This window comes from Stenotrophomonas sp. 1337, from assembly GCF_031455455.1.
GTDB lineage: Bacteria > Pseudomonadota > Gammaproteobacteria > Xanthomonadales > Xanthomonadaceae > Stenotrophomonas > Stenotrophomonas indicatrix.
In genome coordinates this window covers 243599-256777 of record NZ_JAVDSR010000001.1, presented here as the reverse complement: position 1 = coordinate 256777, position 13179 = coordinate 243599, and the positions used below count along the sequence as shown (strand labels likewise).

The 13179-nt window shown below is 66.6% G+C and carries 13 protein-coding genes; 12 read left to right on the top strand and 1 reads right to left on the bottom strand.

Going from position 1 to position 13179, the window contains the following annotated elements; translation table 11 throughout:
* Nucleotides 1-236 precede the first annotated feature (236 nt).
* The 4 genes from J2X70_RS01205 (at nt 237) to xth (ending at nt 6068) form a co-directional block, all read left to right on the top strand.
* Nucleotides 237-1658: a DcaP family trimeric outer membrane transporter gene (locus J2X70_RS01205; RefSeq protein ID WP_025878777.1), complete on the top strand. Its 1422-nt coding sequence runs from the start codon at nt 237-239 to the stop codon at nt 1656-1658.
* Between the two features lie 111 nt (nt 1659-1769).
* A complete protein-coding gene (locus J2X70_RS01200) occupies nt 1770-3425 on the top strand; it encodes an MFS transporter (RefSeq protein WP_025878778.1) in 1656 nt (551 codons plus the stop codon).
* Between the two features lie 198 nt (nt 3426-3623).
* Nucleotides 3624-5033 carry a coniferyl aldehyde dehydrogenase gene (locus J2X70_RS01195; protein WP_309908472.1) on the top strand — a complete coding sequence of 470 codons (1410 nt, stop codon included), beginning with the start codon at nt 3624-3626 and terminating at the stop codon, nt 5031-5033.
* 267 nt (nt 5034-5300) lie between these two features.
* A complete protein-coding gene (gene xth, locus J2X70_RS01190; RefSeq protein ID WP_279209383.1) occupies nt 5301-6068 on the top strand; it encodes an exodeoxyribonuclease III in 768 nt (255 codons plus the stop codon).
* Nucleotides 6069-6140: 72 nt separating this feature from the next.
* Here the strand turns inward: xth and J2X70_RS01185 are convergent, their stop codons facing one another.
* On the bottom strand, nt 6141-6392 hold the full coding sequence (locus J2X70_RS01185; protein WP_025878785.1) for a GlsB/YeaQ/YmgE family stress response membrane protein: 252 nt from the start codon (nt 6390-6392) through the stop codon (nt 6141-6143).
* 84 nt (nt 6393-6476) lie between these two features.
* On the opposite strand from J2X70_RS01185, the gene J2X70_RS01180 reads away from it, so the two are divergent.
* From J2X70_RS01180 to J2X70_RS01145, 8 genes are all read left to right on the top strand, one after another.
* Nucleotides 6477-7076: a 4'-phosphopantetheinyl transferase superfamily protein gene (locus J2X70_RS01180; protein ID WP_099785896.1), complete on the top strand. Its 600-nt coding sequence runs from the start codon at nt 6477-6479 to the stop codon at nt 7074-7076.
* Between the two features lie 39 nt (nt 7077-7115).
* Nucleotides 7116-7754: a 16S rRNA (guanine(527)-N(7))-methyltransferase RsmG gene (rsmG, locus tag J2X70_RS01175; RefSeq protein WP_033832551.1), complete on the top strand. Its 639-nt coding sequence runs from the start codon at nt 7116-7118 to the stop codon at nt 7752-7754.
* A 112-nt stretch (nt 7755-7866) separates the two neighbouring features.
* Nucleotides 7867-8664, top strand: coding sequence for a ParA family protein (locus J2X70_RS01170; RefSeq protein WP_025878788.1), 798 nt, complete (start codon nt 7867-7869; stop codon nt 8662-8664).
* The gene (locus J2X70_RS01165; RefSeq protein ID WP_223482964.1) at nt 8664-9587 is read left to right on the top strand and encodes a ParB/RepB/Spo0J family partition protein; all 924 of its coding nucleotides are present in this window, start codon (nt 8664-8666) and stop codon (nt 9585-9587) included. The genes J2X70_RS01170 and J2X70_RS01165 overlap by 1 nt, the downstream gene beginning before the upstream one ends.
* A 142-nt stretch (nt 9588-9729) precedes the next feature.
* On the top strand, nt 9730-10455 hold the full coding sequence (locus J2X70_RS01160) for a suppressor of fused domain protein (protein WP_025878790.1): 726 nt from the start codon (nt 9730-9732) through the stop codon (nt 10453-10455).
* 64 nt (nt 10456-10519) lie between these two features.
* Nucleotides 10520-11485, top strand: coding sequence for an NAD-dependent epimerase/dehydratase family protein (locus tag J2X70_RS01155; protein ID WP_025878791.1), 966 nt, complete (start codon nt 10520-10522; stop codon nt 11483-11485).
* A 90-nt stretch (nt 11486-11575) separates the two neighbouring features.
* Nucleotides 11576-12298, top strand: a complete 723-nt coding sequence (locus J2X70_RS01150) for a glycosyltransferase family 2 protein (RefSeq protein WP_025878792.1) — start codon at nt 11576-11578, stop codon at nt 12296-12298.
* A complete protein-coding gene (locus J2X70_RS01145; RefSeq protein ID WP_025878793.1) occupies nt 12298-12645 on the top strand; it encodes a lipid-A-disaccharide synthase N-terminal domain-containing protein in 348 nt (115 codons plus the stop codon). Before J2X70_RS01150 ends, J2X70_RS01145 begins: the two co-directional genes overlap by 1 nt.
* Nucleotides 12646-13179: the final 534 nt, after the last annotated feature.

The following is a 13179-nucleotide window of genomic DNA, read 5'->3' as shown; positions in this document are numbered from 1 at the left end:
ACTTGCACGTTGACTTTGTGTGTGCAGCCGCAGCATTGCAGCAGCCGTTCCCCCTCAGTTTGCCCCATCCACCCCCGGTCGCGTCACCACTTCGGTTAGACCTTGGTCGAAAGTCGGGCCCCTGCAGGCCCGGGTTCGACCAATGGCCAATAGCCGGTGCGTGCAAACGCCCCGCAGTCTCGGCTCGACCGTGCCCCACGCGCGGCATCACCTTGCCACTTGGGAGAGAGGGCAACATGAGCCACCGTACGTTGAAAGCCGTGCGCACACCTTTGGCGGCCTGCCTGTTGGTCGCCCTGGTCGCACCGGGCATGGCGTTCGCCGAGACCGCCAAAGAGAAAGCACTGGAGTCACGCGTCGCCGAACTGGAGCGGCAGGTGCAGGCGCTGCTGGCGTCGCAGCAGCAGCAACAGACCCAGATCGTGCAGACCCAGCAGGCGGTCACCGACGTCCGCACGCTGCAGGCCGAACAGAAGCCGGCGGTGCCTGCGGGCAAGCAGCCGATCCAGGTCACCACCATCACCCCCGGCGCGGCGCCGGGCACCACGGTCAAGATCGGCGGTTTCATCAAGGCCGATTTCCTGGCCACCCAGACCAGCGATGGCCAACTGGCCGACGACGCCACCGGCCGCTCGCTCTACCTGCCCGGGCAGACCCCGGTGGAAGGCGCCGGCGGCAGCGGCAAGCGCTCGGACGTGGACTACAACGCCCACGCCAAGTTCTCGCGTTTCAACCTGGGCATCGACAACGTCAGCGAGTCGGGCAACAAGGCCGGCGCGTTCTTCGAGATGGATTTCTTCGGCAACTCGCTGGGCAACCAGACCGCCACCAACACCTATGGCGTGACCCTGCGCCATGCGTACATGTACTGGAACAACTGGATGGCCGGCCAGACCTGGTCGAACTTCATGGATGCGGCGTCGTTGCCGGAAGCGGTCGACTTCGTCGGTCCCACCGATGGCGTGATCTTCGTGCGCCAAGCGCAGGTGCGCTACACCCAGGGCGGCTTCAGCGTCGCGCTGGAGAATCCGGAAACGACCACCCTCACCGGTACGCGCAATCCGGTCACCGGCGCCTGGACCAATGCCAGCGCCAATTCCGATCGCGGCAGCCTGCCGGACCTGACCCTGCGTTATGGCTGGAAGGGTGACTGGGGCACGTTCGGTGTCGGCGGCATCGTCCGTCAGCTGAAGGTCGACAACCAGGCCACCGGCGCAAAGGCCGACAAGGTGGCCGGTGGCCTGACCCTGGGCGGCAAGTGGGTGATGGGTGACAGCGATTCGCTGCACTACCAGTTCACCGGTGGCGAGGGCATCGCCCGTTACATCGGCCTGGGCATTACTGCGGATTCGGCCTATGACGTGGCCCGTGACGAGCTCAACCCGACCGGTGTGATCGCCGGCTATGTCGGTTGGCGCCATGCGTTCTCGCCGAAGCTGCGCACCAACCTGATCTACGCGCGCAGCGACTACGACAACGACAGCATCCTCGGCCCGCTGGTGACCAAGAGCGTGCAGAGCATCCGCGGCAACATCTTCTACTCGCCGCTGCCCAAGGTCGATGTCGGTGCCGAGCTGATGTACGGCAAGCGCGAGATCGAGAACGGCAACAAGGGCGATATCACCCGTCTGCAGTTCACTACGAAGTACAGCTTCTAAAGGAGTGCCGACCAAGGTCGGCACCTACAGAGATCGAGTGCCGACCAACGGTCGGCACCTACCTAGACTGCGTGCCGACCGAGGTCGGCACCTACAGAGGGAAAGCTTCCCATGTCCACAACACCTGCACCGGCGAAAGCCCAACTAACCCAGGGACACAAGAAGGTCATCTTCGCGTCCAGCCTGGGCACCGTTTTCGAGTGGTACGACTTCTTCCTGTATGGCTCGCTTGCCGCGATCATCGCCAAGCAGTTCTTCAGTGGCGTCAATGAAACCACGGGCATGATCTTCGCCCTGCTGGCCTTCGCGGCCGGCTTCTTCGTGCGCCCGTTCGGTGCGGCCTTCTTCGGCAGCCTCGGCGATCGCATCGGCCGCAAGTACACCTTCCTGGTCACCATCCTGATCATGGGCATCTCGACCTTCCTGGTCGGTGTGCTGCCCAACTACGCCTCTATCGGCTTCGCCGCGCCGGTGATCCTGATCATCCTGCGCCTGGCCCAGGGCCTGGCCATGGGCGGCGAGTACGGTGGTGCGGCGACCTACGTGGCCGAACACGCGCCGGACGACAAGCGTGGCCTGTACACCAGCTTCATCCAGTGCACGGCCACCCTCGGCCTGTTCATGTCGCTGCTGATCATCCTGGCCTGCCGCTACTTCCTCGGCAACGAAGCGTTCGAAGCCTGGGGCTGGCGCATTCCGTTCCTGGTCTCGATCGTGCTGCTGGGCGTGTCGGTGTGGATCCGCCTGCAGCTGAGCGAGTCGCCGCTGTTCCAGCAGATGAAGTCGGAGGGCAAGGGTTCGAAGACGCCGTTCCGTGACAGCCTGAAGGGCGGCAACCTGAAGCTGATGCTGCTGGTGCTGCTCGGCGCCGCAGCGGGCCAGGCGGTGGTCTGGTATGGCGGCCAGTTCTACGCGCTGTTCTTCCTCAGCAGCATGCTGAAGGTCGACGCCACCACCTCCTACCTGCTGATCGCCGCCGCGCTGGCGCTGGGCGTGCCGTTCTTCATCTTCTTCGGCTGGCTGTCCGACCGTATCGGCCGCAAGAAGATCATCCTGGCCGGCTGCCTGTTGGCCGCAATCACCTACATCCCGATCTTCAAGGGCCTTACCCACTTCGCCAACCCGGCCATCGAAGAAGCCCGCAGCAGTTCGCCGGCGCTGGTCGTGGCCGACCCGACCACCTGCTCCTTCCAGTTCGATCCGGTGGGCCTGCGCAAGTTCACCAGCTCCTGCGACGTCGCCACCGCCGCGCTGACCAAGGCCGGTGTGCCGTATGACGTGCAGCCGGCCGCTGCCGGTTCGCTGGCGATGGTCAACGTGGGCAGCGCCAGCGTCACCTCGTACGAGGCCGCTGGCCTGACCAAGGAAGAAGGCAAGGCCAAGGCCGATGCATTCGGTGCTGAGCTGAAGACTGCGCTGACCGGTGCCGGCTATCCCGCCAAGGCCGATGGTTCGCGCATCAACTACGCAGGCACGATCCTGATGCTGTGGCTGCTGGTGCTGTACGTGACCATGGTCTACGGCCCGATCGCTGCCTACCTGGTCGAACTGTTCCCGACCCGCATCCGCTACACCTCGATGTCGCTGCCGTACCACATCGGCAACGGCTGGTTCGGTGGCTTCCTGCCGGCGATCTCGTTCGCGCTGGTGGCCGGTACCGGCAACCTGTACTACGGGTTGTGGTACCCGATCATCATCGCGCTGATGTCGGTGGTGATTGGTGGCCTGTTCCTGCGCGAGACGAAGAACGTGGACATCACCAAGTAAGAATGATGTTCATCGAATGAAGGAGAGGCCGTGGTGCAGACCACGGCCTTTCTGTTTGTGGGGGCGCTTATCCGGCCCGCACCCTGGTAGTGCCGGCCGCTGGCCGGCAACTGCACGATGTCTGCCGGAGATCCATGAGGCTGCCGGCCAGCGGCCGGCACTACCATTACATTGCACAGCACGCCGTATAGTCGGCCCATGACCACCACCGCCCCAGCCGACCTCCCCGCCGTTCTGCATACCCTGCGTACTGCCTGGCAGGCCCAGCGCCCCACGCTCGACCAGCGCGAAGCCGACCTGCGTCGCCTGCGCGCGGCGTTGAAGGACCGCCTGGACGAAATGGCTGCGGCCATCGCCGAGGACTTCGGCCATCGTGCCCACGTGGAATCAAAGCTGGCCGACGGCATGAGCGTGCTGTCGGCCATCGACCATCTGCGACGCCACCTGCGGCGCTGGTCGAAACCGCAACGGGTGGGTGCCGGCTGGCGACTATGGCCGGCGCGCGCGCAGCTGCGGCCGATGCCGCTGGGTGTGGTCGGGGTGATCTCGCCGTGGAATTATCCGGTCACGCTGGCGTTGGTGCCGCTGGCCACCGCGATTGCCGCTGGCAACCATGTGCTGTTGAAGCCTTCGGAGCACACCCCGCGCACCAGCGCGTTCCTGGCCGATCTGCTGGCCAGCGTGTTCCCGCCCGATCGTGTGTCGGTGGTGCAGGGTGACGCGGACGTGGCCGCGGCGGTGTCTTCGCTACCGCTGGACCACCTCGTGTTTACCGGTTCCACCGCGGTCGGCCGCAAGGTGATGGCGGCGGCGGCCGAGCATCTGGTGCCGCTGACGCTGGAACTGGGCGGCAAGTCGCCGGCGATCGTCTGCCGCGATTTCCCGTTGGACAAAGCCGCCGCGCGGTTGGCCACCGGCAAGTGGTTCAACGCCGGCCAGACCTGCATCGCGCCGGATTACGTGCTGATCGACAGCGTGCGCCAGCGTGAGTTCGTGCAGGTGCTGCAGCAGCAGGTACGCGAGCGCTACGGTGATTTCAGCGATGCCGACGACTACACGCGGATCATCAACGACGGCCAGTACCGGCGCCTGCAGGGCTATCTGGCGCAGGCCCGCGAACGCGGGGTGCCGGTGATTCCGCTGGCGCAGGTGGATGACGCGCGCGCCGATTGCGAGCGGCTGCTGGTGCCAACCGTGGTGCTGGATCCGCCGGATGACCTGGACCTGATGCGCGATGAGATCTTCGGCCCGATCCTGCCGGTGCGCGCCTATCCGGACCTGGATGCGGCGCTGGCCGACATCGTGGCCCGCGACCGGCCACTGGCGCTGTATCCCTTCAGCCATGACACGGCCACGGTGGAGCGCATTCTCGGCCAGGTGCTGGCCGGCGGGGTCACGGTCAACGACACCCTGCTGCACTTCGCCGCCGATGGCTTGCCGTTTGGTGGGGTGGGCGCCAGTGGCATGGGGGCGTACCACGGGCGGGCCGGGTTTGATGCGATGAGCAAGCTGTTGCCGGTGCTGTGGCAGTCGCGCTGGGCGGCCAGTGATCGGCTGCGGCCACCGTATTCGAAGATTGCGGGATTGTTGAAACTGCTGCTGCGGTGAATTCAGGCAGGGCGTGAATCCAGTGGTAGTGCCGGCCGCTGGCCGGCAACCTCATGACTCTTCGGCGGGGACCTGCACCTGCCGGCCAGCGGCCGGCACTACCGGTAGGGGCCAACCCGCGCGGCCGTTTCCGGTAGGGGCCAACGTTGGTTGGCGCGCTTGAACCCCAAGCGCCGACCAAGGTCGGCCTCTATCAAGGCAACAGCGGGAAGCAAAGCGCCGACCAAGGTCGGCCTCTACCAAAGCCCACCCGGGTAGAATGCCCGCATGAAAATCGCCTCGTGGAACGTCAATTCGCTCAATGTCCGCCTGCCGCACCTGGAGCAGTGGCTCAAGGACTTCGGCCCGGACATCGTCGGCATCCAGGAAACCAAGCTGGAGGACCACAAGTTCCCCGACTCGGCGCTGGTCGCCGCCGGTTACCGCAGCGTGTTCGCCGGGCAGAAGACCTACAACGGCGTGGCGCTGGTGTCGCGCGAGCCGGCGCAGGACGTGCAGATCGGCATTCCCGGCTTCGAGGACGAGCAGAAGCGGGTCATCGCCGGCACCTTCGGCGACCTGCGGGTGATCAACCTGTACGTGGTCAACGGCCAGGACGTGGGCACCGACAAGTACGAGTACAAGCTGCGCTGGCTGGAGGCGGTGCACGCGTGGATCGCCGAAGAACTGCAGCGGCATCCGAAGCTGATCGTGATGGGCGACTTCAACATCGCCCCCGATGCGCGCGACGTGCATGACCCGGAGGTGTGGAACGACAACCACATCCTGACCTCCACTGCCGAGCGCGGCGCACTGAACAAGCTGCTGCAGCTGGGCCTGCACGATGGCTTCCGCCTGCACAACGATGAGGCCGGCACCTTCAGCTGGTGGGACTACCGCGCAGCGGGTTTCCGCCGCAACCTCGGCCTGCGCATCGACCTCACCCTGGTCTCCGATGCGCTGAGGGGCAGTGCGGTGGCCTCGGGCATCGACCGCGAGCCGCGCACCTGGGAACGTCCCAGCGATCATGCGCCGGCGTGGGTGGAATTGGGTTGAACGAACGGGGCCCGGCGATTGCCGGGCCCGTTGCGATGCATCTGCCGGCCAGCGGCCGGCACTACCGCCGCGTCAGCGTATGCTCTTGCGGGTGAACAGGTTGACGATGGCCAGAAGAATCACCGCGCCGATCAGCGAGAACAGGAACGTGCGCAGGGTGATCGCTTCATTGATGCCGCCGCCGAACAGCCAGCCGGAAATCAGTGCGCCAACGATGCCCACCACTATGTTGAGGATGATGCCCTGCTGGCCATCGCGCTTCATGATGATGCTTGCCAGCCAGCCGACGATGCCGCCGACGATCAGCCAGATGATGATGCCCATGATCGACTCTCCGGTGGATAACCGCGTCCAGTTGACGCGCAATGCCGTGAACCCGCTGTGCAATCCTGTGACGGGCGCGTGCGGATGAGCCTGCCAGCCACCCTTGAGGGCCCCTGGCGGTTTGGTCCGGTTACCGTCTGGCGCTGCCCGCACGTCCCTGGCCAGCGCGGTGAGCCGCAGGCCCGGCAGGTGCTGGCACAGGCCCTGGGCGGCGAGCCGGATGCGCTGCCGCTGGTGCGCGACGACAAGGGCCGGCCGGAACTGAGCGGCGCGCTCGCCCACTACGGCACCGGCTGGAGCCACAGCGGCGAGGTGCTGCTGGTAGCGCTGGGCGAGGGCGTGCGGCTGGGCGTGGACCTGGAACTGCTGCGGCCGCGCCCGCGCATGCTGGAAATCATCCAGCGCTTCTTCCATCCCGACGAAGTGGCGTGGCTGCAAGGCCTGGACGAGGCCGACCGCGAACATTGGTTCTTCCGCGTCTGGTGTGCCAAGGAAGCGATGCTGAAGGCACACGGGCAGGGCATTTCCTTCGGCCTCCACCGCCTGCAGCTTGCCCCGGCCAACGATGGCGCCCTGCACCTGCGCTGGTGCGACCCGGAGCTGGGCGAGGCCGCGCGCTGGCACCTGCACGAATGGCAGGCCAGCGGACAATTCCGCGCCGCATTGGCCTGGTATCCGCAGTGAATCGGCGAATCAACGGCGAAAACCGGCGATAATGCCGGCATGAGCGAACACGATCTTCCCGCCGGCGTAGCGACCACGCTGCAGCAGGGCCTGGCCAGCATGGGCCTGGCCGCCGAGCTGGCCCCGCCGCTGCTGCGCTACCTGGCGCTGCTGCACCGCTGGAACGGCACCTACAACCTCACCGCCATCCGCGATCCGCAGGAAATGGTCACCCGCCATCTGCTCGATTCACTGGCGATGCAGCCGTTCGTGGCCGATGGCAGCCTGGCCGACCTCGGTACCGGCCCCGGGTTGCCGGGCATCCCGCTGGCGATCGCCTGCCCGGGCCTGCAGGTCACCCTGGTGGAAAGCAACGGCAAGAAGGCCCGCTTCATGCGCGAGGCCGTGCGCCAGCTGGGCCTGGGCAATGCCCGCGTGGCCGAATCGCGCGCCGAAGCGCTGGCCGAGCCGGGCAGCTACGACCAGCTGACCGCGCGCGCGATGGACACCCTGGCCGGCATCGTCCGCGTCGGTGGCCACCTGCTGCGCCCCGGCGGCGTGTTGCTGGCCATGAAAGGCGTTTACCCGCATGAGGAGATCGCAGCGCTGCCGGCCGGTTGGCAGGTGCGCGAGGTGGTCCCGCTGAGCGTGCCCGGCCTGGCCGGTGAACGCCATCTGGTCACCGTCACAGGTCCCTGAACCCCGCCGCCCGCCCCTTGTGGAACAAGCGGTTGGCGATCCACGATTTCCGCACGGGCCCGGTTGTACGCATAATGACCGGTCCCAGCACACGTCGACGAGGCACACCCGCATGGCCCGCATCATCGCCATCGCCAACCAGAAGGGTGGCGTCGGCAAGACCACGACCGCCGTCAACCTGGCCGCTTCCCTGGCCAACGCACCCAAGCGCGTGCTGTTGGTCGACCTGGATTCCCAGGGCAACGCGACCATGGGCAGTGGCGTGGACAAGCGCGAGCTGGTCTCCTCCACCTACGACCTGCTGCTGGGCGAGTCCAGCGCCGCCGACGTGCGCGTGCAGACCGCCGAAGGCTACGACCTGCTGCCGGGCAACATCGACCTGACCGCGGCCGAGATCCAGCTGATGGCGCAGAGCGAGCGCGAGCAGCGCCTGAAGCGCGCGCTGGCACCGATCCGCGATGAGTACGACTACATCCTGATCGACTGCCCGCCGGCGCTCTCGCTGCTGACCCTCAACGCACTGGCCGCCGCCGATTCGGTGATCGTGCCGATGCAGTGCGAGTACTACGCACTGGAAGGCCTGAGCGCGCTGGTGGAAACCATCGAAGCGCTGCGTGCCAACCTCAACCCGGCGCTGGAGATCGAAGGCGTGCTGCGCACCATGTTCGACGTGCGCAACAACCTGGCCAATGCCGTGTCGGCCGAGCTCACCGAGCACTTCGGCGACCGGGTGTTCCGCACCATCGTGCCGCGCAACGTGCGCCTGGCCGAGGCGCCCAGCCATGGCCAGAGCATCGTCGGCTACGATCGTGCTTCGCGCGGCGGCGTGGCCTACCTCGGCCTGGCCGGCGAGATCATCCGTCGCAACAACGAACGCAACAAGGCCACCAAGGCCGTGGAGACCGTCTGATGACCAGCAGCAAGCCTGCAGCCAAGAAGCGAGGCCTCGGCCGCGGCCTGGACGCACTGCTCGGTCCGAAGGGCGCGGTCAGCCAGGTGCAGGCCAGTACGGCGGTGATCGAGCCGCTGCCCGGTGAAGTGCTGCGCAAGCTGCCGGTAGGCCAGCTGCAGCCGGGCAAGTACCAGCCGCGTCGCGAGATGGACCAGGGCAAGCTGTCCGAACTGGCCGACTCGATCAGGTCGCAGGGCGTGATCCAGCCGATCCTGGTGCGCCAGCTGCCGGCAGGCAACTTCGAGATCGTCGCCGGTGAACGTCGCTGGCGCGCCTCGCAGCTGGCCGGCCTGGACGAAGTGCCGGTGGTGGTGCGCGAGCTGGAAGACCGCACCGTCATCGCGATGGCGCTGATCGAGAACATCCAGCGCGAAGACCTCAACCCGCTGGAAGAAGCCGAAGCGCTGCAGCGCCTCATCAGCGAATTCACCCTGACCCATGCCGAGGCCGCCGAGGCCGTCGGCCGCTCGCGCGCGGCGGTGTCCAACCTGCTGCGCCTGCTGGAGCTGCCGATCGCCATCCGCCTGCTGCTGGAAACGCGCCGGCTGGAGATGGGGCACGCCCGCGCGCTGCTGACGCTGGCCCCGGAACTGGCCAGCAAGCTGGCCCAGGAAGCGGCCGATGAAGGCTGGTCGGTGCGCGAGGTCGAGCGCCGTGCGCAGGCGTTTGCCGCCGGCAAGGTGCCGAGCAACCGTCCGCAGCCGGTGGCCAAGGTGCAGCAGGCCGACATCGCCTCGCTGGAAACCGAGCTGTCCGAAGTGCTGGGGACTTCCGTTGCGATCAACCATGGCCGCGGCGGCAAGGGCAAGCTGATCATCCATTACGCCAACCTGGACACGCTCGATGGCGTGCTGGAGCGGCTGCGCACGCGCCAGGGCTGACCCCGGCGCATCTTCATGGGCGCACGGCCTGTTCCTGCCGTGTGCCGTCGATTGCAGGGAACGCACCGCCGCGCGTGCCGGAGGCCGCGTCGTCCACCGCAGGTGGGCCGCTCCGCCCCGTGGCTCATCCAGGGAGCAGGACATGACCATTGAAGTAGACGACGTCAGCCCGGGCGGCAGCCCGATCCTCGTGCACAGCCGCGAGAAGGACTTCACCCCGGCCCAGGGCGAGTCGCACATCGAGGAGATCAGCGCGCACATCGAGCGCCATCTTGGCCCGATCTCCGGCGTCTTCCATGAAATCATCTCCGATATCGTGCACATCGACGTGCATGTGGTGCCCGCCACCGACGAGTGCCCGTACCTGCGGCTGGTGACCTCGGGCATGAGCGACCTGCCGATGTCCGTGCCTGAGGAGGTGGACGTCCCCCGGCACATGGAACTGATGGTGACCCTGCCGGCGGATTGGCCGATCACCCAGGATGCCTTCGAGGATGAGCGCAACTATTGGCCGGTGCGCCTGCTGAAGACCCTGGCGCGGCTGCCGCACGAGTACGACACCTGGCTGGGCTTCGGCCACACCATTCCCAACGGCCATCCGTCCGAGCCCTATGCACCGGGCGTGGGGTTCGATGGCGCCATCGTGCTGCCGCCGGTCACGACCCCGGACGACTTCGGCACGCTGGCACTGGAAGACGGCACCACCATCGAGTTCATGGCGATCGTGCCGCTGTACCCGGAAGAGATGGACCTGAAGCTGAAAAGGGATTCGGAAACCCTGCTGGATCGCTTCGATGCGAAGAACATCCAGGATGTCATCCAGCCGGGGCGCACCAATGTGGCCAAGAAGCGTTTCGGCCTGTTCTAGGCCCTGCGCGTACCATCAGACGCCATTACTACTGAATTGACCGTTGAATTCCAGGCTCACCGCAATGACCATCCTGCTCACCGGCGCAGCCGGCTTCATCGGTGCCTACACCGCCCGTGCCCTGCTTGATGCGGGCCAGTCGGTGGTCGGCCTGGACAACTTCAACGATTACTACGACCCACAGATCAAGCGCGACCGCGTGGCCGCACTGTGCCCGACGCTGGACCTGCGCACGCTGGACCTGACCGACCGCGACGGCCTGGCCGCGCTGTTCGAGGAAGTACAGCCGACCGCGGTGATCCACCTGGCTGCGCAGGCCGGCGTGCGCTATTCGCTGGAAAACCCGCACGCCTACGTCGACAGCAACCTGGTCGGCTTCGTCAACATGCTCGAGCTGTGCCGCCACCGTGGCGTGCAGCATCTGGTGTATGCGTCCAGCAGTTCGGTGTACGGCGATTCGGCCACGCCCCCGTTTTCCGAAGACCAGCGCGTGGACCAGCCGCGCTCGCTGTACGCCGCTACCAAGGCCGCCAATGAACTGATGGCCTACACCTACGCACAGCTGTATGGCCTGCGTGCCACCGGCCTGCGCTTCTTCACCGTGTATGGCCCGTGGGGCCGGCCGGACATGGCGCCGCTGCTGTTCTCGCGCGCGGTGCTGGCCGGTCGTTCGATCGATGTGTTCAACGAAGGCCGCATGCAGCGCGATTTCACACATGTCTCCGACATCGTGGCCGGTATTCTCGGCGCCCTCGCGCATCCGGCTGATGGTCCGGTGCCGCACCGGGTGTTCAACCTCGGCAACCACACGCCGGTCGAGCTGGAGCGCTTCATCGGCGTGATCGAGCAGGCCGCCGGTCGCCCCGCGCAGAAGGTCTACAAGCCGATGCAGCCGGGTGACATGGTGCGCACGATGGCCGATACCCGGCGCGCACATGACGCATTTGGCTACGAACCGGTCATGCCGATCGAACAGGGCCTGCCGCCGGTGGTGCAGTGGTGCCGCGAGTATTTTGCTGATCGCGCCTGAAAACCGATCCTCACGCCGCCGGATTCATCTTCGGATAACCTCGGCTTCGGAAAATGCGCGGTCTTTGTCCCTCCTTGGCCGAGTCCCCCCATGAGCCAACCCGAGCTGTCCGTCGTTGTCCCCGTATTCAACGAGCGCGACAACGTCGCGCCCCTGGTGGCCGAAATCACCGCTGCACTGCGCGGACGGCTGCCGTTCGAGATCGTCTACATCGACGATCATTCGCGCGATGACACCCTGGCCGTGCTGCAGGGCCTGAAGGCCACCACGCCGGAGCTGCGCGTGCTGCACCACGTCTCGCAGAGCGGGCAGAGCACCGCGGTACGTACCGGCGTCAAGCACGCGCGTGCGCCGTGGATCGCCACCCTCGACGGTGATGGCCAGAACGATCCGGCCGACATCCCCAAGCTGCTGGACGCCCGTGATGCGGCCGATGCCCAGGTGAAGCTGTTCGCCGGCTGGCGCGTCAACCGCCAGGACAGCGGCAGCAAGCGCTGGGCCAGCAAGTGGGCCAATGCCATCCGCGCGCGCATGCTGCGCGATGACACCCCCGATACCGGCTGCGGCATCAAGCTGTTCGAGCGCAACGCCTTCCTCGATCTGCCGTACTTCGACCACATGCATCGCTACCTGCCGGCGCTGATGCAGCGTGCCGGCTGGAAGACCACCAGCGTGCCGGTCAACCATCGCCACCGTACGGCCGGCGTGTCCAAGTACAACAACCTGGGCCGCGCGCTGGTCGGCATCCGTGATCTGCGCGGCGTGGCCTGGCTGATCACCCGCAGCAAGCGCACCGCGGTGGAGGAGCGTTGATGGATCTGGAGCTGCACTGGCTGGACCAGCCGCTGACCTGGTTGTACTGGACCGGCCTGCATGTGACCGGTTGGAAGCTGATCGGCTACACCGGCGCGTTGATGTTCGGTGGCCGCTGGCTGGTCCAGTTCGTCGCCTCCAAGCGCGCCGGCAAGCCGGTGATCCCGCGCCTGTTCTGGTACATGAGCGTGGTCGGCAGCCTGATGACGCTGAGCTACTTCCTGTTCTCGGCCAAGCAGGACTCGGTGGGCGTGCTGCAGAACCTGTTCCCGGCGTTCACCGCGTTGTACAGCCTGCAGCTGGACATCAAGCATCGCGGCTGGAAGCGGGACAAGGCCAGTCACTGACGCCCTGGTAGACGCCGACCTTGGTCGGCGCTGGTTTTCTCCGGGTGCCAACCAAGGTTGGCAGCTACCAGAGCGGCCACGCAGGCGCCGCCGTGGTAGCGCCGGGCCATGCCCGGCGGCTGTGGGATGGCGGCCAACATCGGCCGCGCTGCGCGCTCGCGGGGCATGGCCCCGCGCTACCGTGCGCCTTCGGCGCTGGGTCTCCCCGCCTGCCAACCAAGGTTGGCAGCTACCAGGGCTAGGCCCAGGCAGAACCTGTTCCCGGCGTTCACCGCGTTGTATAGCCTGCAGCTGGACATCAAGCATCGCGGCTGGAAGCGGGACAAGGCCAGTCACTGACGCCCTGGTAGACGCCGACCTTGGTCGGCGCTGGTTTTCTCCGGGTGCCAACCAAGGTTGGCAGCTACCAGAGCGGCCACGCAGGCACCGCTGTGGTAGCGCCGGGCCATGCCCGGCGGCTGTGGGATGGCGGCCAACATCGGCCGCGTTGCGCGCTCGCGGGGCATGGCCCCGCGCTACCACGCGCCTTCGGCG

Excerpts from the sequence above, each read along its gene's own strand:
- rsmG (WP_033832551.1), top strand. The coding sequence starts at position 7,116 with ATGAGCGAACACGATCTTCCCGCCGGCGTAGCGACCACGCTGCAGCAG.
- J2X70_RS01195 (WP_309908472.1), top strand. The coding sequence starts at position 3,624 with ATGACCACCACCGCCCCAGCCGACCTCCCCGCCGTTCTGCATACCCTG.
- J2X70_RS01165 (WP_223482964.1), top strand. The coding sequence starts at position 8,664 with ATGACCAGCAGCAAGCCTGCAGCCAAGAAGCGAGGCCTCGGCCGCGGC.
- J2X70_RS01150 (WP_025878792.1), top strand. The coding sequence starts at position 11,576 with ATGAGCCAACCCGAGCTGTCCGTCGTTGTCCCCGTATTCAACGAGCGC.
- J2X70_RS01180 (WP_099785896.1), top strand. The coding sequence starts at position 6,477 with ATGAGCCTGCCAGCCACCCTTGAGGGCCCCTGGCGGTTTGGTCCGGTT.
- J2X70_RS01205 (WP_025878777.1), top strand. The coding sequence starts at position 237 with ATGAGCCACCGTACGTTGAAAGCCGTGCGCACACCTTTGGCGGCCTGC.
- xth (WP_279209383.1), top strand. The coding sequence starts at position 5,301 with ATGAAAATCGCCTCGTGGAACGTCAATTCGCTCAATGTCCGCCTGCCG.
- J2X70_RS01155 (WP_025878791.1), top strand. The coding sequence starts at position 10,520 with ATGACCATCCTGCTCACCGGCGCAGCCGGCTTCATCGGTGCCTACACC.
- J2X70_RS01170 (WP_025878788.1), top strand. The coding sequence starts at position 7,867 with ATGGCCCGCATCATCGCCATCGCCAACCAGAAGGGTGGCGTCGGCAAG.
- J2X70_RS01200 (WP_025878778.1), top strand. The coding sequence starts at position 1,770 with ATGTCCACAACACCTGCACCGGCGAAAGCCCAACTAACCCAGGGACAC.
- J2X70_RS01145 (WP_025878793.1), top strand. The coding sequence starts at position 12,298 with ATGGATCTGGAGCTGCACTGGCTGGACCAGCCGCTGACCTGGTTGTAC.
- J2X70_RS01185 (WP_025878785.1), bottom strand. The coding sequence starts at position 6,392 with ATGGGCATCATCATCTGGCTGATCGTCGGCGGCATCGTCGGCTGGCTG.
- J2X70_RS01160 (WP_025878790.1), top strand. The coding sequence starts at position 9,730 with ATGACCATTGAAGTAGACGACGTCAGCCCGGGCGGCAGCCCGATCCTC.